Genomic DNA, 24,109 nt, shown 5'->3' with positions numbered 1-24,109 from the left:
TGTCGTCCTACTCCAGTAGGTCCGCCGGTGGGCGTAGGCCCTCGGTGGCGCCGCCGCCCTGTGTGCCCGTCGTGGTGCCGGTCGTGGTGCCGGTCGTGGCGCCGCCGTCGGTCTGGCCGCCGGTGTTCTGGCCTCCGTCGGTCTGGCCGCCTGTGGTGTCACCGCCGGTGGTTTGGCCTCCCGTGTTCTGACCCCCGTTCGTCTGGCCCCCGTTCGTCTGCCCGCCGTTCGTTTGGCCTCCGTTCGTTTGGCCTCCGTTCGTCGACGGGCTCCGCGTCGGGCGGCCCGGCCGGTTCGAGGGGCGGTCGCCCGGGGTTTCCTCCGGGGAGGGGGTCGGGTCCGGGTTCACGGTCGGGGGCGGCGGGGGCTGGTTGGCGCCCGGCATGAGTTCCAGGTCGAAGTCGACGGGGTCGCTGTCGGTCAGAGCCGTCTTCGTGTATTGGGCCCAGATCCGGGCCGGGTAGCCGCCGCCCCCGATGCGGGCCTCGCCCAGGGCTCCGTAGAGGGATTCCAGGGCGCCGGTGTCCGGGTCCTGGCCCATCATCGAGACGACCGTGACCAGGTCCGGGGTGTACGCCGCGAACCAGGCCGAGCGGTCCAGTTCGCCGGTCCCCGTCTTGCCGGCGGCCGGGTGGCCGGCGGCCAGGGCGGCCGTACCGGTGCCGTTGTCCACGACGCTGACCAGCATGGACGTGGTGGTGTCGGCGGCTTCGCGGCTGACGGCCTGGGCCGGGTCGCGCTTCGGGAGGGGGACGGTGTCCCCCTCCTTGGTGATCTTCTCGACGAAGGTGTACGGGGTGCGGCGGCCGTGGTCGGCCAGGGTCGCGTAGGCCTGGGTCATGTCCAGGACGCTGGCCTGCATGGTGCCCAGCGCCATGGCCGGTCCCGGGTCGAAGTTCGGGGTGTTCGCGGGGATGCCGAGGGCGATGGCGGTCTGCTTGACCTTGTCGGTGCCGACGTCGACGACCATCTGGGCGAAGACGGAGTTGACGGAGAGGTCGGTGGCGGTGTTGACGGTGATGTTGCCGTAGCTGAGCTGTCCCTCGTTCTCGGGGTTGTAGGGGATGCGGCTGCCGACGACGGGCCGCTTGTTGTCGCCGTTGTAGATCGTGTACGGGGTGATCGTGCGGCCGTCCTGGGTGTGCGAGCCGTTCTGGACGGCGGAGGCGAAGACGAACGGCTTGAAGGTGGAGGCCACTTGGTAGTCGTGCCGGGTGGCGTTGTTGACGTACTGCTTGGTGTAGTCGATGCCGCCGTACAGGGCGACGACCTTGCCGGTGGCCGGGTCGATGGAGACGGCTCCGGTGCGGACGTTGCGGTCCGCCTTGTTCTTCGCGGGGTCGAGCTTGCTGACCATCTTGTCGTTGACGGCGTCGACCATGGCGGTCTGGCGGGTCTTGTCGATGGTGGTGGTGATGCGGTAGCCGCCCTCGGCGAGGGTCTTGTCGTCGAGGATCTTGTTCTCGGCGATGTAGTCCTTGACGGCCTCGACGAGGTATCCGCGCTGTCCGGAGAGGCCGGCGGCCGGGCGGATCTTGCCGGGCTCGGGGAACTGGGTGGCCGCGCGTTCGGCGGGCGTCATCCAGCCCTTCTTGACCATGCCGTCGAGCACGTAGTTCCAGCGGGCGAGGGCGCGGCCGCGGCCCTGGGGGTGGGCGACCACGTCGAAGGCGCTGGGGGAGTTGAGGAGGGTGGCGAGGTAAGCGCCCTCGGCGGGGTTAAGTTTGCCGACGTCCTTGCCGTAGTAGGCCTGGGCGGCGGCCTGGATGCCGTAGGCGTTGCGGCCGAAGTAGCTGGTGTTCAGGTACCCCTCGAGGATGTAGTTCTTCGACTTCTCACGACCGAGCTTGATCGCGATGAAGAACTCCTTCACCTTCCGCTTGATCGTTTGTTCTTGGCCCAGGTAGTAGTTCTTGACGTACTGCTGGGTGATGGTCGATCCGGACTGGGTGCCCTTGCCGGTCGCGGTGTTCCAGGCGGCGCGCAGCATCGCCGCGGGGTCCACCGCCCGTTCGGAGTGGAAGTCGCGGTCCTCGGCGGCCAGTACGGCTTCCTGGACGCTCCGGGGGATCTGGGAGAGCGGCACGTTGACGCGGTTGACCTCGCCGTCGCGGGCGAGCTGGGTGCCGTCGGTGTAGAGGTAGACGTTGGACTGCGCCGTGGCGGCCGCGTTGGCGGGCGGGATGTGGACCAGCAGGTAGCCGGCCACGAGGGCGCCGCCGATGAGCAGGGCGAGCAGGAGGAGGGCGCCCAGGACCATGCGCCAGGTCGGGAGGAGGCGGCGCCAGCCGGTGCGCTTGCGATTGGCCTTCTTGGCCGCCTTCGCCCGCTGCTTCTCCGCCTTGTCCGCCTTCTTCGCATCCTTGGCCGTGGGTGGGGTTCCGGGTTGCGGGGCCGCGCCGGCGCCGGTGGCCTGCTGCCCGTCGGGGGTGTCGGGATCGCGAGGCGTCCAGCCGGGCGGTGGTGACGGGTCGCTCATCTCCGGGACTCCTCGGCGCCGTACGAAATATCCACATCTGTACCTCATGCTGTCTACCCGATGGCCGCCGGTTCCGCTCCGGACGGGCGTAATTCGTTCGCGTGGATCGCCCCTCCGCACTAAGCTCGCGCGCTTTGGCCGACGTAGGAACGACGCAGCAACGGAACGACGCAGCAACGATTCGGGAAACGGAGGGGATGGGGTGCGCCAGCCGATGGCCGGGCGAGCAGGGCTCTACGGGGCGGTCGCCGCCGGGGGGTTTCGCAGGTACGCCACCTACGGGACGGCCACCGCGGCCGGGGTGTTCACCAACACCGTGTTCGGCTTCATCCTGGCCTATACGTACATCGCGCTCTGGGACGAGCGGCCCGGGCTCGGGGGCTACGACCAGTCCGAGGCCCTCACGTTCATGTGGGTCAGTCAGGCGCTGCTCGCCGCCGGGGCGCTGATCGGCGGCGGCTTCCAGGAGGAGTTCCAAGAGCGCGTCCGTACGGGTGACATCGCCGTCGACCTGTACCGTCCGGCCGATCTCCAGGCGTGGTGGCTCGCGGGTGACTTGGGCCGGGCGGGGTTTCAACTCCTGGGCCGCGGCGTAGTACCGCTGGTCGTCGGCGGGCTCGCCTTCCAACTGGCGCTGCCCACCGCCCCGCTGCGCTGGCTGCTCTTCCTGGTCTCCGTGTTCCTCGGGCTGGTGGTGAGCTTCGCGCTGCGCTACCTGCTGGGGCTGGCGGCCTTCTGGCTGATGGACGGGGCGGGGATCAACCTGATGGCCACGGTCGTCTCCATCTTCTTCTCCGGGATGCTGCTGCCGCTGACCGTGTTCCCGGGCGCTTTCGGGGAGTTCGTCCGCGTCCTGCCCTGGGCGGCGATGCTCCAGGTGCCGGTGGACGTGCTGCTCGGCCGGGGTGGGGGCGTCGCGGGGGCCGCGGGTACGGCGGGGGCGCTGGGCTTCCAGGCCGCGTGGGCGGTGGTGCTGCTCGGGCTGGGGCGGCTGGTGCAGTCGGCGGCGACGCGGAAGGTGGTGGTTCAGGGTGGCTGAGCGGGTGGTGGAGGGCGGGGCCGGGGGAGCGGCCGGAGGCGCGGCCGGCGGAGCGCCCGGGGGAGCGGCCCGGGGGACTGCGTTGGCTGAAAGGGCGGTGGAGCCCGGGCTCCTCGTCCCGCGGCGCAGCCGCGTCCTGGAAGGGCTGCGCGGCTACGGGCTGATCGCCGCGATGTGGATCCGGTCGACGATGACGTACCGCACGTCCTTCTTCCTCTCGACCTTCGGCAACGCGGCCATCACGCTCCTCGATTTCGTCGCGATCACGATCATGTTCTCGCACGTGGATGAGCTGGGCGGCTTCACGCTGCCCGAGATCGCCCTGCTGTACGGGTCCTGCTCGGCCTCTCTGGGCCTGGCCGACCTGCTGCTCGGCAACACCGACCGGATCGGCACCCGGATCCGCGACGGCTCCCTCGACACCATGCTGGTGCGCCCGGTCCCGGTGCTCGCCCAGGTGGCGGCCGACCGGTTCGCGCTGCGCCGGCTGGGTCGGATCGTGCAGGGGCTCGCCGTGCTGGGGTGGGCCGTCTCGGAGCTGGACCAGCTGCACTGGACCGTCGGGAAGGTGCTGATGGTGCCCGTGATGATCACGGCCGGGGCGGCGATCTTCGGCGCGGTGATGGTGGCCGGGGCGGCCTTCCAGTTCCTCGCCGGGGACGCCGCGGAGGTGCAGAACAGCTTCACCTACGGCGGCTGCACCATGCTCCAGTACCCGCCGACCATCTTCGCGAAGGACCTGCTGCGCGGGGTGACCTTCATCGTGCCGCTCGCCTTCGTCAACTGGCTGCCCGCCCTGTACGTGCTGGGCCGGCCCGATCCGCTGGGGCTGCCGGGGTGGGTGGCGTACGCGAGCCCGCTGGTGGCCTTCGTGGTGTTCCTCCCCGCGTCGCTGGCCTGGCGCGCGGGGGTCCGTTCGTACCGCAGTACGGGGAGCTAGCCGTGTCGGATGCACTCGTTTCATTGCACGAGGTCGAGAAGGTCTTCGACGTACGGCGCCGGGTGGGCCTGGTGCGCCGGGAGAAACGGCAGGTCAGAGCCGTGAACGGGATCAGCTTCGAGGTGGCTCGGGGCGAGATGGTCGGCTACATCGGCCCCAACGGCGCCGGCAAGTCGACCACCATCAAGATGCTGACCGGCATCCTGACCCCGAGCGGCGGCCGGCTGCGGGTCGCCGGCATCGACCCGGCGCGGGAGCGGATGCGCCTCGCGCACCGGATCGGCGTGGTGTTCGGGCAGCGCACGACGCTGTGGTGGGACCTGCCGCTGAAGGACTCGTACGCGCTGATGCGGCGGATGTACCGGATCCCGCCTGCGCGGTTCGCGCAGAACATGGAGCGCTGCGTGGACCGGCTCGACCTCGCCGAGCTGCTCGACGTACCCGTACGGCAGCTGTCGCTGGGGCAGCGGATGCGCGGGGACATCGCGGCGGCGCTGTTGCACGACCCCGACGTGCTGTACCTGGACGAGCCGACGATCGGGCTGGACGTGGTGAGCAAGGCGAGCGTACGGGGCTTCCTGCGGCAGCTGAACGAGGAGCTCGGCACCACGGTGCTGCTGACCACGCACGACCTCCAGGACATCGAGCAGCTGTGCGAGCGGGTGATGGTGATCGACCACGGGCGGCTGGTGTACGACGGCTCGCTGGGCGGGCTGCACACGGCGGGCGGCGCGGACGGTGCGGCGGCGAGCGAGCGGACGCTGGTGGTGGACCTGGAGCGCGAGCTCCCGCCGATCGAGGTGGCGGGGGCGCGGGTGGTGAAGGTGGAGGGTGCGCGGCAGTGGCTGGCGTTCCCGGCGCGCGCTTCGGCGGCTCCGCTGGTGGCGGCGGTGGCGGCGGAGTATCCGCTGCTGGACCTGTCGGTGCGGGAGCCGGACATCGAGGACGTGATCGCGCGGATGTACGCGGGGCGGGGGTGAAGCGGGGGCGGGGATAAATCAGGGACAACCCTGAGCAGGAGCGGGGTCGAAGCCGTACAACTCCTCGGGGCTACTGCTTAGGCTGGTCCGCATGAGTGACGAGCGGCCCGAGAAGCCCTTGCCTGAGAAGAACGTGCTGCCGGAACTGAGGGCGTCGGACGCCGACCGGGAGCGGGTGGTGGACCGGCTGCGGGACGCCGTCGCCGAGGGCCGGCTCGACATGGAGGAGTTCGAGGAGCGGCTGGACGCGGCCTACCGGTCCCGGACGTACGCGGAGCTGGAACCGCTGACGCGAGATCTGCCCGCGGTCGGCGCGACGGCCCCGATCGCGGCCGCCCCGGTGGCTCCGGTCGGGCTGACGAAGGCGGCGGCGACGGGATCGGAGGCCGACTGGCCGGCCCGGATCGTGGGCGGCGGCGGGGCGGCGGGCGGCCCGGCCATGGCCGTGGCGGTCATGTCGGGTTTCCAGCGCAAGGGCAACTGGACCGTGCCCGCCCGGTTCCACGCGGTGGCGTTCTGGGGCGGCGGTGAGATCGACCTGCGCGAGGCGAACTTCGCGGAGCGGGAGGTGGTGATCAACTGCGTCGCCATCATGGGCGGCATCCAGATCACCGTGCCGCCGGGCATCGAGGTCGACGTACGCGGCATCGGCGTGATGGGCGGCTTCGACCAGCGCGACAGCCCCGGCCCGGTGGAGCCGGGGGCTCCGCGGGTGGTCGTGACGGGCCTCGCCTTCTGGGGCGGGGTCGAGGTGAAGGTGAAACCGCCGAAGCAGCGGGCGGTCTCGAAGCGGAAGCCGCGCAAGGAGCTGTAGGGCGACGCGGTCCAAGGGGGCGCGGTCCACGGGCCGCGGTTCACGAGACGTGTCCACAGGCCGCGGTCCACGGCCGGGGGACGAGTACGGCGCGCCGGGAACTCCCCGGGCGCCCCGGGAGTCGGATGCTATGAAGTCGGACGCTTTGCGGACGAAACCGTCGCCCGGGGGAAGGCAGGAGCACGTGGAGCAGGGCAGCACGACGGCTACGGCGGAGGCTTCGTCGGCATCGGCATCGGCATCGGCGCCATCGCCGTCGTCATCGACCGGACGGGGCGGCTTCGTGTTCAGCGAGGCGGACGAGGAGCGCCGGCGCGGCGTCCGCCGGATGAAGCGGACCGCCACCGGCCTGCTGGCCTTCGTCGCGCTGGTCTACGTAGCGGCGAAGTGGGCGGAGCACGCGGGCGCGGGCGGCTGGGCCGGGTACGTCGCGGCCGCGGCCGAGGCGGGCATGGTCGGCGCGCTCGCGGACTGGTTCGCCGTCACCGCGCTGTTCCGGCGGCCGCTCGGCCTGCCCATCCCGCACACCGCGATCATCCCGACGAAGAAGGACCAGCTGGGCGTCTCGCTCGGAGAGTTCGTCGGGGAGAACTTCCTCTCCGCCGACGTGGTGCGTACGAGGCTGCACGCGCTGGGCATCGGCGGCCGGCTCGGCGCCTGGCTGGCCGAGCCCGCGCACGCCGACCGGGTCACCGCCGAGCTGGCCACGGCCCTGCGCGGGGCGCTGACGGTCCTGCGGGACTCCGATGTGCAGGCCGTCGTGGGCGAGGCGATCACGCGGCGGGCAGAGACGGCGGAGATCGCGCCGGGGATCGGCAAGACGCTGGAGAAGGTCGTCGCGGACGGCGGCCACCGCCGGGTCGTGGACCTGGTGTGCGCGCGGGCGTACGACTGGCTGGTCACCCACGCCGAGTCGGTGGAGGCGGCGGTGCAGGGCGGGGCGCCGGGCTGGACCCCGAGGTTCGTGGACCGCAAGATCGGCGACCGCGTCTACAAGGAACTGCTCCGCTTCGTCCAGGAGATGCGGGACATGCCGGAGCACCCGGCACGCGGGGCGGTGGACCGCTTCCTCGCGGACTTCGCGGCGGACCTCCAGTCGGACACGGAGACGCGGGCGCGGGTGGAGCGCCTGAAGTCGGAGCTCTTGCAGCGCGAGGAGATCCAGGACGTGATCGCCTCCACCTGGACGGCGGTCCGCTCGATGATCATCTCGGCGGCGGAGGACGAGCGGAGCACGCTGCGCCTGCGGGTCCGTTCCTCGCTGATGTCCCTGGGCGCCCGGCTGGCCACGGACGGCCGCCTCCAGGACAAGGTGGAGGGCTGGATCGAGGGCGCGCTGGTGTACGTGGTCACCACGTACCGAGCGGAGATCACCTCCCTCATCACGGACACGGTGGCGGGCTGGGACGCGGAACACACCTCGCGCAAGATCGAGGCCCACATCGGCCGCGACCTCCAGTTCATCCGCATCAACGGCACGGTGGTCGGCGCGCTGGCGGGCCTCCTGATCTACACGCTGTCGCGGGCCTTCGGCGCGTAGCGGCGCTGCTTGGCGGTGCTACGCCTCGTAGCGCCGACGTGCGAGATGGGCGGTGATGTCGGCGACGATCTCGACCCTCGCCGGCAGGACCTGCATGATCTGGCGGAACACCCGCTGCCTCGCCGAGGCCGGCAAGACGAGATAGGCCGAGACGGTGGAGAGGTGGCCGATGTAGTCGCTGGCACTCATTGTCAGGCGGCGTTCGATCACAGCCTGTTGAACACCGGTGAACCAGTCGGACCGTTGGAGTTCGGTGCCCGGCCACTGCACGTCGTACTCGGGTGGCGTCCCGTCCGGGGAGGGAATCTCGTCGCTCTCCAAGAACGGTGCCCGCGCCGCACGGACGACCTCCTCCACGGCCGGATCGGCCAACCGAACCGGCCCGCCGAACGAGGCGAACACGCCACCGGGCTCCAGCAGCGAGGCCACCCGCGCCCACCGCCCCTCCGGGGCGGTCCAATGCAGCGCCGCTGCCGCGTAGACCAGCCCGTACCCCCGGCCGTACCGTCGGCCGGGTCGCACGTCCTCGAAGGCGGCTTGCACCGTCCTGACGCCGGCTGCCGGCACGTGCTTGCGCAGCTCGGCGAGCATGGCTCCATCAGGCTCGGTCGCGGTGACCGCGACCCCCTGCAGGGCGAACAGGCGGGTCGCTTTGCCCGTCCCGGCACCGATTTCGAGGGCGGTCCGAACCGGACGGCCCGCGTACTCCCTCACCAGGTCGACGAGCTCCACGGGATACCCCGGCCGGAACCGTTCGTACGCTTCCGCCATCGCTCCGAAGCTCAGCGCGCGATCAGACATACCGCAGATCCTGGCACGAACCGCGAACCGCGAACCGCGAACCGCGAACCGCGAACCGCGAACCGCGAACCGCGAACCGCGAACCGCGAACCGCGAACCGCGAACCGCGAACCGCGAACCGCGAACCGCGAGCCGCGAGCCGCGAACCGCGAACCGCGAGCCGCGAGCCGCGAGCCGCGAACCGCGAACCGCGAACCGCGAGCCGCGAGCCGCCGGGGTTCGGGCTCCGTGGGCGCGGCCGTCCGTTCATGGGCTTCGTACTTGGTCCGGGGCCACGCCAGGGCCCACCTCACGGCCCACGCCAGGGCCCAGGGCTGAGGTGGGCCCTGGGTTCCGATCCGCGGCCCGGGGAGGGGAGTCAGCCGCGGTCGGCGACGGCCCAGGACGCCGCGGCGACCACACTCGCGGCGCCGATGACCGCCGGCCAGGCGCCGACCTTCTTCGCCAGCGGGTGCGCACCGGCGAACCCGGCGAGGTACAGCGCACCGAGCCCGGCCGCGGCGGGGGCGCCGCCGCGCTTGTGCCACTCGCGTCCGGCCACGACGCCCGCGGCGCCGAGGACGACACCGCCGAGCGGCCGCTTCTTGGTCCACCGCGCGACGGCGTAACCCCCGACCAGACCGGCGGCCGCCACCACAGAACTCGGTACCCGTGCCATGCTGTCCAACTCCCTCACCTCATCGGTTCATCGGTTCATACGCGCACACCTACTCGCCCCCGAGGCTAACTATCCAGACCCCTTGACCACCCGTCGGGCCCCCACCGCGCCCAACACCAGTACGGCGCCGCCGATCACCGGATCCGGCACCGCGTCCCGTATACCGCGCGGCAGCAACGCCACCACGCCCAACACGAGCAGAAACGCGAGCCCGCACCAGCCGGCGGCCCGAATCAGTCTGTCCACGTGCTGCTCAACGCGGCCGCACGGCCGCCCGACACGGACCGTGCCGAGGGGATTTGTCGCACACTCGCCGGATCCGTGCGATGTCTGCTCAGGGAACCGGATGGGCATAAATTCAATCTCCCACCCAAAGGGGCAAACCACCTCGCCCCCTTCCGCCCACCCCGCCCCACCCCTCCCATCCCACATCAGGAGCCAGGACATCGTGATCTGCTACGGACAGGCCGTCCTCGACCTCGCGGACGAACTGGTCGACGCCTACGCCGACGTCTTCTCCGCCCCGCCGTGGAACGAAGACGAAGAAACCATTCGTCAGTTCGCCACCCGCCTCCCGGCCGACGCCCGGCGCCGTGGTTTCCGTACGGCCTTCATCCAGTCCGCCACCGGCATCGACGGCTTCGCCACGGGTTGGATCACCCCGGCGACCTTCCCGAAGAACCGCGCGTACGCCCAGGTCGCGGCGCAGCTCGGCTCGGCCCGGGTGAAGGAACTCCTCACCGGGGCGCTGGAGATAGACGAACTCGCGGTACGCCCTTACGCGCGCGGCCGCGGCACCGCCCGGGACCTCCTCACCGAGATCACCACCGACGCCCCGGACCGCCGCGCCTGGCTGCTGACCAGCCGGCTGGCCAAGAACACGGTGGCTACGTACCGCCGCCTGGGCTGGCACGAGGTCGCGGCCCTGCCCGGCACGGAGACGGGCGTCATCGTCTTCTTGTCCCCGGACCACCCGAACCGGTCGGCGTAACCGGGCCTGCCCTCCGGGGCCTCTTCTGGACAGCCCCCGCACCCCCGCACGCCGCGCCCTGCGCGGCGCGGAGACGGGCCCCGTCGACTCCGGGTCCCCGCCTGTCCCGGACCGGGCGGCGTAGCCCCGCCGCCCGCCGGGAACGGCACGCATCCGGACGGCGACCGCCGAGAGGTGCCCCCTGCCTTCACGAGCACCCGAGCACGTCCCTCACGCCTGGCTGACCGCCTGACCGCCTGACCGACCAACAGGCGCACAGTCACAGGCACAGGCACAGGCACAGGCACAGGCCCACCGGCCGGGGATCCGGGGAGACTCGGGGCCTCGTTCGCGTTCCTCTTCCTCCAGCGTGACCGGACCCGTCCGCCACGCGAGCGACGGGTCTCGCGATGCGAAGCGTCAATGGACGGTGCAGGACACACCGTGAGAGCGCCCAAAGGCTGCTCCGAAACATCGCCCAGAGGGGCGTCCGAGCCACGCGGGCGGGGCATACCGCGCCCATGAACCCCACCACACGCGCCACACGCACCACACACGCCAGGCACGCCCCGCACGCGGGGCACACGGCGCGGGCCACAGACCAGGCACACCCGGCGCACGGCACGCACCAGGCGCACTCGGCGCAGCCCAGGCCGGCCACCCGGCCCAGGCATGCCTCCGAGGCCACCGCGCGCCGCCAACTCAACCTGGCCACGCGCCACCAACTCACCACCACCGCCGGCATCCCACCCGGCACGATCACCTCCCGCACCCGCCCGGGCGGCCCCTGGCAGCGGCTGCTGCCCCGGGTCTACCTCCTCCAGACCGGCCCCCCGGACCAGCGTCAACGCGCCCTCGCCGCCGTCCTCTACGCCGCCGAGCCCGGCTCCGACCCGCTCTCCGGCGACACCGCCGCCCTCACCGGCGGCGCGGCCCTCGCCCTGCTCGGGATCCGCGAAGCCCCGTACACGCCGGCCGACGTCCTGATCCGCGCCCCGCGCCGGCTTGCCGGCTCCCCGGACGTACGCCCGTACCCCACCACCCGCTGGCCCCGCACCATCACCGTCTCCGGCATCCCGAGCACCCGCCCGGTGCGCGCGGCCGCCGACTTCGCGGCCCGGACCGACGAGCCGGCGGACCGGATCCGTTCGGTCCTGGCCCAGGTCGTCCAGTCCGGCTGGTGCCACCCGCAGGACCTCCACACCGAACTCCGCGCCGCTCGCCTCCTGACCCGCCCCGCGATCCGCGCGGCGGCGGCGGAACTCCTCGCCGGAGTCCGCTCCGTCGCCGAGGCCCTGGCCCGCGACACCCTCTCGGTCACGGATCTCCCGACGCCCCTGTGGAACGCCCGCCTCCACACCCCGGACGGCACGTTCCTGGCGAGCCCGGACGCCTACTGGCCCGACGAGGGCGTGGCCCTGGAGATCGACTCGGCGGAGTACCACTACAACCGCGACTCCTGGCACGCCACCCTCCACCGCCGCCTCCGCCTGGAGTCCCACGGCATCCTGGTGGTCAGCGCCACCCCATCGATGATCCGCGACACCCCGGCCGAGGTGATCGCAGCCCTCCGCACCCTCCTCACCCTGACCACCACCCGCCCCGCCCCACCCAAAGTCCTCGCCCGCGGCCATCAACAGCTCCTCCTGCCGCTGTAGTTGGTGATAAAAGACGACCGGTGTTGATCGAGCACGACTATGCTGACCTGATGACAGTTGAGCGAGTTTTGGGTCATATTGTCGGAACTGAGCTCGGTTCTGTGCTTCGGCGTCGTCGGGACGTCTTTGATGCGCGTCTCCACAGCAATCTTCAGCGGGGAATCTCGACGCTGAAGGATTCGGACGGCGCCTACGTCTCCGATGCGATCGTCCTCAATGGTGGATATCTCGACGACGACGATTCTTGGCACGAGATTCTCTATACGGGAGCCTCGCCCGGTGTGGATCGTGATCCGCAGACTAAGCAGCTCAAGGCGGATCAGAGTTGGGACTATGAGGACAATGCCGCGTTGAAGCTCAGCTATGAGCGCGGGTATCCGATCAGGATCCTTCGTGGATACGAGGGTGATGATCGGTACTCTCCTCGTGAGGGATATCGATACGACGGCCTTTATCGGATCACTCAGACCGCGTTTGAGATCTGGCGTTGCGGCGGCGGGACTGGCTCGTTGAGTGGTGCATGAGCGCTGTCGGGGAGGGCTACCCGTCGGATCTGACGGATGAACAGTGGGCACTGATCGATGAGTTGCTGCCGCCGCCGCGGACCGGGCCGAAGGGTGGACGGCGGGAGAAACACCCCAGACGCCGGGTCGTGGACGCGATCTTCTACGTGGTGCGGACGGGCTGCTCCTGGAGGCAGTTGCCGAAGGACTTTCCCCCGTGGGAGACGGTGTACTGGTACTTCAGCAGGTGGCATGACGGGGGCACGGTGGAGAAGATCCACGACACGCTGCGTGCAAAGGTTCGCGAGGCGGACGGTCGGGACGCGGAACCGTCGGCCGCTCTGATCGACTCGCAGTCCGTGCGGGCCGCCGACACCGTGCCGAAGGAGACCAGCGGTTACGACGCGGGCAAGAAGACCAAGGGCCGCAAGCGGTTCATCGTCACCGACACCCTCGGCCTGCTGCTGGCCGTGCACGTCGTTGCAGCGAGTGTCCAGGACCGGGACGGCGCCAAGCGGCCATTGCTGTGGACCCGCCTGGACCACCCGACGGTACGGCTGATCTGGGCAGACCAGGGATTCGCCGGCCGCCTCGTGGTCTGGGCCCAGGAGATCCTCGGCCGCACCGTGGGGATCGTCCGTAAACAGCCCGGACAGCGCGGCTTCCAGGTCCAGCCCAAGCGGTGGGCGGTAGAGCGTACGTTCAGCTGGATCACCATGCGCCGGCGCCTGGCCTGCGACTACGAACGCAGCCCGGCCCACTCCGAAACCATGATCCGCTGGGCCATGACCGACGTCATACTGCGACGGCTCACACGCGGCAGGCCCGTCGTCCGGACCGGACGACGACCACTGCAACGCATCCGCTGACAGATCTCAAACGCGGTCTCAGGCACGCATGGCCACTTCCGGCATGCCGGGCCTGTCCGGTGAGCCGATTGCCATTTGCCAGTTCATTCTCGAGCGTCTTCCGGAATCCGATCAGGAACCCACGGTGCTGGAACGCGCTTTGGACGAACTGCCTGGATTCGGAGATGCAGAAGAGCGAGAGCCGGAGACGCGGACGCTGGAGGTTCAGCGCACGATTCGTGATACGGCGGCCGCCCGCCGCATCAAGGATCTGTACGGCGGGCAGTGTCAGATCTGCGGTCTCCAACTAGTGGGCGCTAACTCGCAGCCCTATTGCGAGGGGGCTCACCTCAAGCCCCTGGGTGCACCGCACAAGGGCCCCGATGTCGAGCGCAACATCTTGTGCCTCTGCCCGAACTGCCACGTTCGATTGGACATCGGGGCGATCTCGATCGGTGATGACTGGAATGTGATCGAGCGCGTTTCTTCAGCTGGACCGCGCGCGACCCTGCCACGGATCCTGCTGAAGAAGGGCCACGGCCTGCACCCGGCCTATGCCACGTACCAGCGCGACTGGTGGGACTCTGTCGAGCGAGACCGTGCAGGAAATCAGCCCGACTAGGCCCCTGGGCCCCGACGTCGGCAACCGAGCCCCTTCCTAGCCGTGGCACTCCCCGTACGGACGGCCCGACGTGCACCAGCACGGGTTTGTGGGGGTTGGGGGCCAAGGGGTGGCTTTGCCTCGGGCGGCCAGGGTGGTGGCGTATTCCGCCAGGAGGGACGGGGAGGACGGGGAGGTCTTCTCCGAGGCTGCGAAGGCTTCGTAGGACGGGACGCTGGCCGTGACGATGCCGAGGTTCGTCGTGCCCGAGGCGGCCAGGGCGCGGAGGGAGGCTTCCACCTGGGCCAGGTGGGCGTCGTGGGAGGGGTACTCCGCCGAGAGGGTGGGGTAGCTGGTGAGGAGCTCCGCCAGCTCGCGCGCCGGCCAGTGGAGGATGGCCACTGGGAAGGGGCGGGAGAGGGCGGCGCGCCGGTCGCCGAGTTCGGCGCGCAGGCGGGCGATCTCGGCGCGGAGTTCGGCGGGGTCGTCGGAGCCGAGGGCCCAGATGCGCTTGGGGTCGTGGAGTTCGTCCAGCGGGATCGGGCCGATGTGGCGGGTGTCCGCGACCATGTCCCAGTCGTCGTGGGGGAGCCCGAGGAGGCGGCGTACGCGGTGGCGGCCCGTGAGGAGCGCCGTCGTGGCCGGGGTGAGGGGGGCGTTGTCCGGGGCCAGGAGGGTGGCCGCCTCCGTGAAGCACGCGTGGGAGGCTTCGAGTTCGTCGTGGGCTTCCAGGGCCTCGGCGATGACCTCCCAGGGGGCGGGGTCCGAGGGGGCCGCCGCGCGGATGCCCTGGATGAGGGCGCGGGCCTCGGGCTCGTGGCCGTACTCCCAGAGGTTGGCCGCCTGGAGGGCCTTGATGAGGGAGGGGTCGTCCGTCGTGTCCGCGGCCAGGAGTTGGTCGTAGAGGGCGCTCGCCCGTTCGCGTTCGTCGGCCAGTTCGAGGTGGGCCGCGGCCTGGAGGAGCAACGGCTCCTGGTCCTCGGGGTAGCGGGTCGCCGTGCGGATGAGGCGCTCGGCTTCGGCGATGTGCTCGGCAGGCGTGTCGGGGCGCATGGTTTGCAGCGTACTGCCGCTGGTCAGTTGAGGGGGGAGGACTTAGGGTGCCGCCCGTGCGAGATCGCGTGCGGGTCGTGGTGCAGGGGCAGGGCCGGCGGTCGCGCCGGGCCGGTATCGCGGGGGCGTTGTGGGCGGCCGGTGAACTGGCGGTCACCGTAGGCGTGGTGGTGATGTTGCTGGTGGTGCACCAGGTGTGGTGGACCAACCGGCAGGCGCTGAGTGCCGCGCACGAGGTGGTCCGGGAGCTGGAGGGTGGCGGGTGGCCCGCCATGCCCGCGGCGGGGGATCAGGAGGGGGCGGACGGCGAGGATTCCGTCGGGCCGTCCGATGGGCCGTCCGATGGGCCGGACGGTGACGGGGCCTCGGGCGATGCAGCCGCGGGGAACTCCGGGCCGCGCACCGCCAAGCCGCCGCCGCGGGAGTCCGCGTACGGCGTCCTGCGCATTCCGCGTCTCGGTGTCGCCGTGCCCGTCGCGCAGGGCGTGGGCAAGCGGTCCGTGCTCGACAAGGGGTACGCTGGGCATTACACCGGGACCGCGCAGCCCGGCGCCGAGGGGAACTTCGCGCTCGCCGGACACCGCAACACGCACGGGGAACCCTTCCGGTACATCAACCGGCTCAGGGCCGGGGACGAGTTGATCGTGGACGTGCGGGGGAAGAGGTACGTGTACCTGGTCGGGCAGACGCTGGCGGAGACGACCGAGCGCGACACCGGGGTGATCGCGCCCGTCCCGCGCAGCACCGTCACGCCTGGGGCCGGGTACAGCGAGCCCGGTGCGTACATCACGCTGACCACCTGCACGCCCGAGTACAGCTCCAAGTACCGGCTCGTGGTGTGGGGGACCCTCAAGCGCTGACGCGTGGACCGTACGGGTGGGGCGGTGTGTCTCGGGGATCAAAACGAGGTCCCGTCCGTTGTCGGTGTGCGCGGTTAGTATCGATCGCGAGTACGAGTACGAGTACGAGTCAGGGTGCGAGTACGGGAGTTCGTGCGCCGGAGCGGGAGGGGGCGGTTCGTATGGCAGAGCACAGCGGGCTTCGCCCCGTGCGCTTCGCGGTGCCGTCCGTGCGGCTGTTGGCCGTGCTGGCCCCGCTCCTGCTGCTCGGCGGTTTCCTCGGGCTGTTCGCCGGGGAGGGCGGGCTCGGCTCGGTCGTGGTGGTCCTCGCGGCGAGCTTCGCCGTGGGCGCCTCGGCCCTGGCCGCCCGGCTGGTCCGGCCGGTGCCGCCGCACCGAATACGTACCGCGATCCGTGATCGCGAGCAGCGCACGGCGTTCTTGCCGCAGCGCGATCCCGACGCTTCGGGCCGGTCGCGGCCCAGGGCGCCCGGCTGTCCCCTTCCGGCGGCCGCGTAGGGGCGCGCAGCTCCTTCCTCCTGATCACTTCTGATCGCTTCACCTTGCCGCCCCTCGCGGGTCGTCACGCCGAAACGCATCTCTTTCGACGTTCGACGAGTCCCTTCGGAGGGCCCACGTGTCCGTTTTCATCGATCTCGTTTCTGGGCTGGGCCGGCTCCTGGAGCCGGTGCTGGCCGAGTCCGCGACCGCTGCCGCGATCGTGCTGTTCACCGTGCTCGTGCGGCTCGCGCTGCACCCGCTGAGCCGGGCCGCCTTCCGCGGGGCGACCCCGGTGGCGGGCCTGCTGCCGGTGCTGCTCCAGTTGCCGGTGTTCTTCCTGATGTACCGGGCGTTCTCCTCCGCGGAGATCGGCGGGGCCGCCAACGGGCTGCTCGGGCACCGGCTGTTCGCCGCGCCGCTCGGGGACCGGTGGGGCGACGCCCTCGGGGAGGGCGGTCTCTTCGGGGAGCGGGGGCTGGTGTTCCTCGGGCTGTTCGCGGTCGTCGCGGTGGTGGCCGCGTGGAGTGCGGTGCGCGGACGCAAGGCGGTGGCGCTGGCCGCTGCGACGGGCGGAGTCGGGGCTTCCGCGGCCGAGGCGGGCAGGGCCGGCGGGGCGGGCAAGGCTGGCGGGGCTTCCGGGGCCAAGGCGGGCGGGCTCAAGGCCGGCCGGGCCAAGGTTGGCGGGGGTACCGGCGGCCGGGCCAAGGCCGACACGGGTAAGGGTGGCAGGGCCAAGGTCGGTGGGGGTGTGCCCGGGGGCAAGGGCTTGGGGGTCGGTGGGGTCGGGGCGGTTGCCGGGTTGAGTGCCGAGCAGCAGGAGGTCATGCGCAAGTTGGGCGGCGTACTGCCCCTGCTGTCCTTCGGGACGCTGATCACGGCTGCCCTGGTGCCGCTGGCGGCCGGGCTGTACCTGGTCACCACCACCGCGTGGTCGGTGGCCGAGCGGGCCTGGCTCCAGCACCGGAAGGACCGGGCGGCGCGTGCCGGGCGGGCGGTCAGCGGAGCTGAGCGTTCCGCCATGTGAACAGGGTCTTGCGGATGAGGTCGAGATCTTGGAGGATCGACCAATCCTCCGATGGCCGCAACCCATCGTCCGGCCCGGGGCATGCCCATGGGCCGACCACCCTCGACCACGGGAGAATGCCCATGAAGCTGCTGCGTGTAGGACCCGTCGGGTCGGAGCGCCCCGCGCTGCTCGACCAGGACGGGACCCTGCGGGACCTGTCCGGCCTGATCACGGATGTGGACGGCGCGCTGCTCGCCGACGACTCCGTGCTGTCCCGGGTACGGGACGCGGCCGGGTCCGGTGAGCTCCCGGTGCTGGACGCCGAGGGTCTGCGGATCGGGTCCGCCGTCGGCCGCATAGGCAAGGTCGTGGGCATCGGCCTGAACTACCACGGGCACGCGGCCGAGGTGGGCGCCGAGGCGCCGGCCGAGCCGATCGTGTTCCTCAAGGCCCCGGACACCGTGGTCGGCCCCGACGACACCGTGCTGATCCCGCGCACCAGCGTCAAGACCGACTGGGAGGCGGAGCTCGGCGTCGTCATCGGCGCCACCGCCCGCTACCTGGCCTCCCCCGAGGAGGGTCTCGCGCACGTCGGCGGGTACGTGCTGGTCAACGATGTGACCGAGCGCGCCTTCCAGAACGAGCGCGGCGGCACCTGGGACAAGGGCAAGAACTGCGAGACCTTCACCCCGCTCGGCCCCTGGCTGGTCACCGCGGACGAGCTCCCGGACCCGCAGGTGCTGGACGTCAAGCTGTGGGTCAACGGTGAGCTCAAGCAGGACGGCAACACCTCCGACCAGATCTTCGCGGTCGGCGAGGTCGTGCGGTACGTCAGCCAGTTCATGACCCTGTACCCGGGCGACGTCATCGTCACCGGCACCCCGGCCGGTGTGGCCGCGGGCCAGGCGGAGCCTAAGCCGTTCCTGCGGGCGGGCGACGTCGTGGAGCTGGAGATCGACGGGCTCGGCCGTCAGCGCCAGGAGTTCAAGGACGCTTAGCAGGTCCTCGCGGATCGACAGGGAGGGGCGGTGCCGTCGTCGACGGCGCCGCCCCTTTCCCTTTCCCGTTCCCGTTCTCCGGTAGAGCCCGGCCGGGTCAGACCTTCACCGTGCACCCGTCCCTCGACGACCGGCGGGCCGCCTCCAGTACGTCCAGGCAGTGCGCCGCCTCCAAGGCCGTGACGGGGGCCGGGCCGCCGTCGCGCAATGCCGCCGCCACGGCCGCGTAGTACGCCGGGTAGTCGCCCGGCGCCGTCCGTACGGGCGTGCCGCCGCCGGTCAGCGGTGATTCCCCGGAGCCCAGCCGGCCCCACAGGTGCTCGGGCTCCTCGCCCCAGGTCCGGTCGGCGTCGCCGGGGCGCAGGCCGTCGCGCAGTGCCCCTTCCTGCGGGTCAAGGCCGTACTTGACGTAGCCCGCGCGGGAGCCCAGTACGCGGAAGCGCGGGCCCAGCTGGGCCGTGGTCGCGCTGACGTAGAGGTGGGAGCGGACCCCGCTCGCGTGGGTGAGGGCGATGAAGGTGTCGTCGTCCGCCTCGGCGCCCGGGCGGCGTACGTCGGTCTCCGCGTAGACGCGTACGACCGGGCCGAAGAGCACCAGCGCCTGGTCCACCACGTGGCTGCCGAGGTCGTACAGCAGGCCGCCGATCTCCTCGGGGGCGCCGGACTCCCGCCAGCCGCCCTTGAGCTGCGGACGCCAGCGCTCGAAGCGGGATTCGAAGCGCTGGACCTCGCCCAGCTCGCCGTCGGCGAGGAGGCGGCGCAGGGTGAGGAAGTCGTTGTCCCAGCGGCGGTTCTGGAAGACCGAAAGGAAGGTCCCGGTCCGGTCGGCGAGCGCGGCCAGCTCGCGGGCTTCCGCGGCGGTCGCGGCGAGCGGCTTGTCCACGACGACCGGGATGCCGGCGGTGAGGGCGGCGGTGGCGAGCGGGACGTGCGTCCTGTTCGGGGAGGCGATGACGACGAGGTCCGGGGCGGGGCTCTGGGCGAGCAGCTCGGTGGCGGTGGCGGCGATCCGGACGTCCGGGTAGGCCTCGCGGGCCTGGGCGGCGCGGCCCGGGTCGGAGGTGACGACGGTGTCCAGGACCAGGCCCTCGGTCGCGGAGACGAGCGGGGCGTGGAAGACGGAACCGGCCAGTCCGTAGCCGACGAGTCCGACGCGGAGGGGGGTGGGAGGGGTGAGGGGGGAGGCGGGGGCGTTCATGGGTCCACTTTGGCAACAGTGTTGCTTAAGTGCAAGGAGGGTGGACAATGGGCAGGTGGACAGGGGTAGCAGGGGCGACACGGGTGGCGGCAGCGGCGTGAACCTGCCGGTGCTGCGCGGGCACAACGACGCACTGGTACTGGACCTCCTGCGCGGAGCCGGCCCCGCAGGGCTCGGCCGCGGTGACCTCGCCGCGCGTACGGGACTCACCCCGCAGGCCGTCAGCAAGATCGCGGCGCGGCTCCGGAGCGAGGGCCTGGTGGCCGACGCCGGACGCGAGGCTTCCACGGGCGGCAAACCGCGCACGCTGCTGAGGCTGGTACCGGAGGCGCGGTACGCGGTGGGGGTGCACCTGGACCGCGACGAGCTCACGGCGGTACGGGTCGACCTGGCGGGCCGCGTCGTCGCCGACGGGCGGGTCCCGCTGGACTTCGGGGCCGGTCCGGACGTGGTGGTGGAGGAGGTCGTACGGGCCGTCGCGCGGGTGTGCGGTGACCGCGGTGGCGGTGACCGGCCCGTCGTAGGCGTCGGCGTGGCCGCGCCGGGGCCGCTGGACTGGCGGACCGGGGTGCTGGGGCGGGTGACGGGGTTCCCGGAATGGGAGGGGTTCCCGTTGCGCGAGGTGCTGGAGGGGCGGTTGGGGGTTCCCGTGCGGGTGGACAAGGACACCAACGCGGGGGTTTCGGCCGGGGCCGGCTTCGGAGAGGCCGCCTTCGGGGAGGCCGTGGCGTACGTGCACGTCGGCACCGGACTGGGGGCGGGGCTCCGGCTGGCCGGCGGCGGAGAGGTCTACCGGGGGCGGCGCTCGGCGGCGGGGGAGTTCGGGCACCAGGTGCTGCGGCTGGACGGGCCGGCCTGCCGGTGCGGGGGGCGCGGGTGCGCGGAGGTGTTGTGCCTGGACGCGGTGGCCGAAGGCCGGCTGGAGGAGGCGGCGCGGATCGTGGGGGAGGCGGCGGCGAACCTGGTCGCGCTGCTGGATGTGGACCGGGTGTTGCTCGGGGGGCGGGTGGTGGCGGCTGCGCCGGGGGTGTTCCTGGCGGGGGTGCGGAAGGTTTTGGGGGCGCGGGCGTTTGTGGGGGGTGCGGTGGGGGTTGAGCTTGCTGAGGGGGGTGTGGCGGAGGGGGCGGCGGAGTTGGTGCTCGGCCCGTTGTTCGGGCGGGGGGTGTGAGGGGCCCTTGGCCTCCGGCCCCGGCTGGGGGTGTGGCTTGTGGCGTGCCGTCGGGCTGGCCGCTCTGCCCTCCTGGCTGAGGCGCGGCTGCGGGTGTGCCGCTGCGCGGGGCGGAGTCCCGCAGCAACCCTTGCCGCTGCGCGGTGCGGAGTCCCCGCAGTAACCCTTGCCGCTGTGAGGGGTGAAGTCCCCTACCCGCCCTTCGCCCATCCCCCAGACTCCGTCCGGGGGGACCCCCAGCCGGGCGCTGCCCGGACCCGGTCCTCAAGCGCCGGACGGGCTGGAGGGCGGTGCCGGGCTGTGCCCGGACCCGCTGGGGCTCCGCCCCAGACCCCGGTCCTCAAACGCCGGACGGCTGAAGAGCCAGACGCCGGACGGCTGGGGAGGCGGACCCCGGAGGGCTGGAGAGGTGGACCCTGCACGGCTGGAGAGCCAGACGCCGGACGGCTGGAGAGGCGGACCTCGGACGGCTGGAGAGGCGGACCCCGGCTTCGAGTTTCGGCGGGTTCGGTGTCCGCCGAATGGGGGGAAATGGGGAGAACTTGGGCGTGGTGCTGGACATGGGGTCGGGCGTGCGTGGGAGGGTGCGGGCAAGGCCGGGGTGATTGTCGGCTTGTACGGCAATCGGTTTTGAGTCGTTCGGTTGGTCGTTCGTTGTTCGTTGTTCTGTCATCGGCGAGTAGGGGTTCTCCATGCGACTGCGCAAAGCCCTTGCCCTCGCAGCCGTCTTCCTGGCCACCACCGCACCCACCGCGTCCGCGGACATCGGTACCGGTGGCGGAGCCCGTCCCGCGCCCGCGTTGCCCTCGCGGGTGGAGGCCGTCTGCGGTGACGGGAAGAGCACGCAGTTTCCGATCGGCGCCCGGATCCGCGGTGGACCGGCCGTCTACCGGATCGGCGGCGCGGCGCAGACCTGGTACCTCGACCTGACCAACACCACCGCCGCCGCGTGCACGGCGATCCACCCCGTCGTCGTCTTCACCGACCCGGCCCGCGCCCTGCGACCCGCCCATTTCCGGATGGAGTTCGACGCCCCGGGCGGCACCTTCCCCGTCAGCCTGGAGCGCACCGACCGGGACGAGATCGTCGCCGTCTTCGACGGTGGCGACGCCTTCTCCGGCTTCGCCGTCGGCCCCGGCGGTTCGGTGACCGTCACCGTCCGGCTCGCCTTCGCCCCCGGCGCCCCGCGCGGCGAAGTCGTCGCCGACGCCGCGCTGGTGCAGCGCAAGGGTGACGACGGCGACTGGATCGGCGAGGCGGGCGGCTACCGCTTCGAGGTCCAGGGCCCGGACGCGCAGACCGGCGAGGCCGGAGCGCTGGCCGAGACCGGCCGCACGGCGGGGGCCTGGGCGTACGGGGCCGGCGCCGCGGCCGCCCTGGCCGGCGGCGGCGGACTCCTGCTCGGGGCCCGCCGGCTGCGCAAGGGGCCCGGGCCGCAGTCCACGTAGGGCCGGTCCACGTAGAGTCCGAGGGTGGAAGAACCGACCGCCTACGCGCACCACCACCAGCCCGGCCTGCCCGTCCGCTCCGGCATCCCCGAGCACGGCCGCATCCCCAAGTACTACGCCGTCAAGGCCCGCATCGCCGGGCTGCTCGACGAGCTCAGCGAGGGGGGACTGCTCCCCACCGAGCGCGATCTCGCCGAGCAGTACGAGGTCTCCCGCGAGACCGTCCGCCAGGCCCTGCGCGAGCTGCTGCTGGAGGGCCGGCTGCGCCGCTCGGGCCGCGGCACCGTCGCCGCCGGGCCCAAGCTCGAACAGCCCCTGTCGCTGGCGAGTTACACCGAGGGCGTACGCCGCCAGGGGCGGACGCCCGGCCGTCACCTGATCGGCCTGGAACGCTTCCCCTGCCCGGCCCCCGTGGCCCCCGGCATCGGCGCCGAGCCCGGCGAGCCGGTCTGGCACCTGGAGCGGGTGCTGCTCGCCGACGAGGAGCGGGTCGGGCTCGAGAGCACGTACGTCCGGGTCGCCCGCGCACCCCGCCTCGACATCGATTTCCAGCCGGACTCCTCCTTCTACGGGTACCTCCACGACAGCCTCGGCATCTCCTTCGGCGACGCCGACGAGAAGCTGGAAACGGTCCTCGCCACCCCTCGCGAAGCCCTGCTGATCGGCACCCCGCCCGCGCTCCCGATGCTGCTCATCCACCGTTTCTCCCGGGACCGGGACGGCAGGCCGCTGGAGCGGGTGCGTTCTCTCTACCGTGGTGACCGGTTCAGCTTCACGACCCACCTGCAGCCCGAATAGTCTCGCCCGAAACCCGCCGTAGGCACTGAAAGAGGACGAATGAGCATCACGGAATGGTAACGGGTCTAGTCCAAGCGTTGGAGGCTGTTCACCGGAGCGTTGCCCGGGGGATCCTCCCGGGTCACGGGCCGCCGTCACCTTGGAGCACGTGAGAGTCATAGTCGTCGGAGGCGGCGTGGTAGGCACCATGCACGCCTGGCAAGCAGTGGAACGCGGCCACGAGGTCGTCCAGATCGAGCGAGAGGCGGAGGCCCGCGGAGCGTCGTTGCGCAATTTCGGCCAGATCTGGGTCAGTGGACGGGCCGGGGGCGAGGAGCTCGACACCGCCCTGCGGGCCCGCGAGCTCTGGGAGGCGATCGGTGAGCGCGTGCCCGGCCTGGGCTTCCGCGCCATCGGCTCCCTGACCCCGGTACGCAACCCCCGCGAGCACGCCGTCGCCGAGGCCGCCGTGGCCCGCGCCGACGCCGCCGCCCGCGGCTACAAGCTGGTCACCGCCGCGGAGGCCAGAGCGATCAACCCCGCCCTGCGCGGCGCGTTCGAGGCCGCCCTGTGGTGCGAGCGGGACGCGGCCGTGGAACCGCGCACCGCCCAGCTCCACCTGCGCGAAGCCCTGGGGGCGTCGGGCCGCTACACCTTCCTCCCCGGACGGGAAGTGCGCGAGGTCGTCGGGAACGGAGCCGTCCGCGACGACCACGGAGACGTCCACCAGGGCGACGCCGTGATCCTGGCCACCGGCGCCTGGCTCTCCGGCCTCGTCCGCGAACTGGTCCCCGACCTGCCCGTACGCCGTGTCCGGCTGCAGATGATGCAGACCGCCCCGCTCGGCGAGACCCTGACGACCTCGGTCGCCGACGCCGACAGCTTCCGCTACTACCCCGCCTACAAGAGCGAAGCCCTCGACGAGCTCAACGCCGAACAGGCCCAGGCGCCGATCGCCGCCGCGCACAAGATGCAGCTCCTGATGGTGCAGCGGCAGGACGGCGGACTGACCATCGGCGACACCCACGAGTACGAGCACCCCTTCGCGTTCGACACCCTCGAAGACCCCTACGCGCACCTCACCGAGGTCGTCGAGTCCTTCCTGGGCCGCCCGCTGCCGCAGATCCGGCGCCGCTGGGCGGGCGTGTACGCGCAGTGCACCGACACCACCCGCGTCGTCCACCGCCAGCAGGTGGCCGACGGCGTCTGGCTGGTGACCGGGCCCGGCGGCCGGGGCATGACCTGCTCGCCCGCCATAGCCGAGACCACCGCGAACGAACTGGGCTGGTAA

At 71.8% G+C, this 24,109-nt stretch carries 24 protein-coding genes; 18 read left to right on the top strand and 6 right to left on the bottom strand.

The genetic code is table 11. The annotated features are described in order from the left end of the window. Positions 1-7: 7 nt before the first annotated feature. A complete protein-coding gene (locus AC3IYI_RS14915; RefSeq protein ID WP_489410643.1) occupies positions 8-2,479 on the bottom strand; it encodes a transglycosylase domain-containing protein in 2,472 nt (823 codons plus the stop codon). A gap of 214 nt (positions 2,480-2,693) precedes the next feature. On the opposite strand from AC3IYI_RS14915, the gene AC3IYI_RS14910 reads away from it, so the two are divergent. From AC3IYI_RS14910 to AC3IYI_RS14890, 5 genes are all read left to right on the top strand, one after another. Further along, positions 2,694-3,518, top strand: coding sequence for an ABC transporter permease (locus AC3IYI_RS14910; protein ID WP_489410642.1), 825 nt, complete (start codon positions 2,694-2,696; stop codon positions 3,516-3,518). Between the two features lie 172 nt (positions 3,519-3,690). Next, entirely contained in the window at positions 3,691-4,458 is a 768-nt protein-coding gene (locus tag AC3IYI_RS14905) for an ABC transporter permease (RefSeq protein ID WP_489411536.1), read from the top strand. A 2-nt stretch (positions 4,459-4,460) separates the two neighbouring features. Beyond that, the gene (locus AC3IYI_RS14900) at positions 4,461-5,438 is read left to right on the top strand and encodes an ABC transporter ATP-binding protein (protein WP_489410641.1); all 978 of its coding nucleotides are present in this window, start codon (positions 4,461-4,463) and stop codon (positions 5,436-5,438) included. Positions 5,439-5,529: 91 nt separating this feature from the next. Then, entirely contained in the window at positions 5,530-6,252 is a 723-nt protein-coding gene (locus tag AC3IYI_RS14895) for a DUF1707 SHOCT-like domain-containing protein (RefSeq protein ID WP_489410640.1), read from the top strand. 130 nt (positions 6,253-6,382) lie between these two features. Then, positions 6,383-7,792, top strand: coding sequence for a DUF445 domain-containing protein (locus tag AC3IYI_RS14890; RefSeq protein ID WP_489410639.1), 1,410 nt, complete (start codon positions 6,383-6,385; stop codon positions 7,790-7,792). 18 nt (positions 7,793-7,810) lie between these two features. On the opposite strand, the gene AC3IYI_RS14885 is transcribed toward AC3IYI_RS14890, so the two are convergent. From AC3IYI_RS14885 to AC3IYI_RS14875, 3 genes are all read right to left on the bottom strand, one after another. Continuing rightward, positions 7,811-8,524 (bottom strand): class I SAM-dependent methyltransferase, encoded by a 714-nt coding sequence (locus AC3IYI_RS14885; protein WP_489410638.1) that lies wholly within the window; start codon positions 8,522-8,524, stop codon positions 7,811-7,813. Positions 8,525-8,951: 427 nt separating this feature from the next. Next, positions 8,952-9,251 carry a hypothetical protein gene (locus tag AC3IYI_RS14880; protein ID WP_328298863.1) on the bottom strand — a complete coding sequence of 100 codons (300 nt, stop codon included), beginning with the start codon at positions 9,249-9,251 and terminating at the stop codon, positions 8,952-8,954. Between the two features lie 69 nt (positions 9,252-9,320). Next, positions 9,321-9,497, bottom strand: coding sequence for a hypothetical protein (locus tag AC3IYI_RS14875; protein WP_489410637.1), 177 nt, complete (start codon positions 9,495-9,497; stop codon positions 9,321-9,323). Between the two features lie 202 nt (positions 9,498-9,699). Between AC3IYI_RS14875 and AC3IYI_RS14870 the strand changes: the two genes are divergently transcribed. The 5 genes from AC3IYI_RS14870 (at position 9,700) to AC3IYI_RS14850 (ending at position 13,852) form a co-directional block, all read left to right on the top strand. Next, positions 9,700-10,242, top strand: a complete 543-nt coding sequence (locus AC3IYI_RS14870) for a GNAT family N-acetyltransferase (RefSeq protein WP_489410636.1) — start codon at positions 9,700-9,702, stop codon at positions 10,240-10,242. A 500-nt stretch (positions 10,243-10,742) separates the two neighbouring features. Then, positions 10,743-11,879 (top strand): hypothetical protein, encoded by a 1,137-nt coding sequence (locus AC3IYI_RS14865; RefSeq protein ID WP_489410635.1) that lies wholly within the window; start codon positions 10,743-10,745, stop codon positions 11,877-11,879. A gap of 20 nt (positions 11,880-11,899) precedes the next feature. After that, positions 11,900-12,403: a YDG/SRA domain-containing protein gene (locus AC3IYI_RS14860; protein WP_489410634.1), complete on the top strand. Its 504-nt coding sequence runs from the start codon at positions 11,900-11,902 to the stop codon at positions 12,401-12,403. Continuing rightward, positions 12,400-13,251 (top strand): IS5 family transposase, encoded by an 852-nt coding sequence (locus AC3IYI_RS14855; RefSeq protein WP_489410633.1) that lies wholly within the window; start codon positions 12,400-12,402, stop codon positions 13,249-13,251. The genes AC3IYI_RS14860 and AC3IYI_RS14855 overlap by 4 nt, the downstream gene beginning before the upstream one ends. Before the next feature lie 28 nt (positions 13,252-13,279). Further along, positions 13,280-13,852 carry an HNH endonuclease gene (locus AC3IYI_RS14850; RefSeq protein ID WP_489410632.1) on the top strand — a complete coding sequence of 191 codons (573 nt, stop codon included), beginning with the start codon at positions 13,280-13,282 and terminating at the stop codon, positions 13,850-13,852. A gap of 36 nt (positions 13,853-13,888) precedes the next feature. On the opposite strand, the gene AC3IYI_RS14845 is transcribed toward AC3IYI_RS14850, so the two are convergent. Further along, positions 13,889-14,884, bottom strand: a complete 996-nt coding sequence (locus tag AC3IYI_RS14845) for an SEC-C domain-containing protein (RefSeq protein ID WP_489410631.1) — start codon at positions 14,882-14,884, stop codon at positions 13,889-13,891. A 47-nt stretch (positions 14,885-14,931) separates the two neighbouring features. Between AC3IYI_RS14845 and AC3IYI_RS14840 the strand changes: the two genes are divergently transcribed. From AC3IYI_RS14840 to AC3IYI_RS14825, 4 genes are all read left to right on the top strand, one after another. After that, the gene (locus AC3IYI_RS14840) at positions 14,932-15,744 is read left to right on the top strand and encodes a class E sortase (RefSeq protein WP_489410630.1); all 813 of its coding nucleotides are present in this window, start codon (positions 14,932-14,934) and stop codon (positions 15,742-15,744) included. Between the two features lie 161 nt (positions 15,745-15,905). Next, entirely contained in the window at positions 15,906-16,241 is a 336-nt protein-coding gene (locus AC3IYI_RS14835) for a DUF6412 domain-containing protein (RefSeq protein WP_489410629.1), read from the top strand. Positions 16,242-16,359: 118 nt separating this feature from the next. Continuing rightward, positions 16,360-17,247, top strand: a complete 888-nt coding sequence (locus AC3IYI_RS14830) for a hypothetical protein (RefSeq protein ID WP_489410628.1) — start codon at positions 16,360-16,362, stop codon at positions 17,245-17,247. Between the two features lie 122 nt (positions 17,248-17,369). Further along, positions 17,370-18,227 (top strand): fumarylacetoacetate hydrolase family protein, encoded by an 858-nt coding sequence (locus AC3IYI_RS14825; RefSeq protein WP_489410627.1) that lies wholly within the window; start codon positions 17,370-17,372, stop codon positions 18,225-18,227. Between the two features lie 97 nt (positions 18,228-18,324). Here the strand turns inward: AC3IYI_RS14825 and AC3IYI_RS14820 are convergent, their stop codons facing one another. Then, positions 18,325-19,425: a Gfo/Idh/MocA family protein gene (locus AC3IYI_RS14820; protein WP_489410626.1), complete on the bottom strand. Its 1,101-nt coding sequence runs from the start codon at positions 19,423-19,425 to the stop codon at positions 18,325-18,327. A gap of 55 nt (positions 19,426-19,480) precedes the next feature. Between AC3IYI_RS14820 and AC3IYI_RS14815 the strand changes: the two genes are divergently transcribed. The 4 genes from AC3IYI_RS14815 to AC3IYI_RS14800 all read left to right on the top strand — a co-directional run bounded on the left by AC3IYI_RS14815 (position 19,481) and on the right by AC3IYI_RS14800 (position 24,109). Further along, positions 19,481-20,593, top strand: coding sequence for an ROK family transcriptional regulator (locus tag AC3IYI_RS14815; RefSeq protein ID WP_489410625.1), 1,113 nt, complete (start codon positions 19,481-19,483; stop codon positions 20,591-20,593). Between the two features lie 692 nt (positions 20,594-21,285). After that, positions 21,286-22,041, top strand: a complete 756-nt coding sequence (locus tag AC3IYI_RS14810; protein ID WP_489410624.1) for a hypothetical protein — start codon at positions 21,286-21,288, stop codon at positions 22,039-22,041. Positions 22,042-22,065: 24 nt separating this feature from the next. Next, complete coding sequence (locus AC3IYI_RS14805) at positions 22,066-22,839, top strand: GntR family transcriptional regulator (protein ID WP_489410623.1); 774 nt, start codon at positions 22,066-22,068, stop codon at positions 22,837-22,839. Positions 22,840-22,987: 148 nt separating this feature from the next. Continuing rightward, positions 22,988-24,109, top strand: a complete 1,122-nt coding sequence (locus tag AC3IYI_RS14800) for a TIGR03364 family FAD-dependent oxidoreductase (protein ID WP_489410622.1) — start codon at positions 22,988-22,990, stop codon at positions 24,107-24,109.

It is taken from the genome of Streptomyces sp. GL_148, from assembly GCF_057834205.1.
The sequence above is the reverse complement of the archived record's forward strand: the minus strand, read 5'-3'. Positions and strand labels throughout refer to the sequence as shown.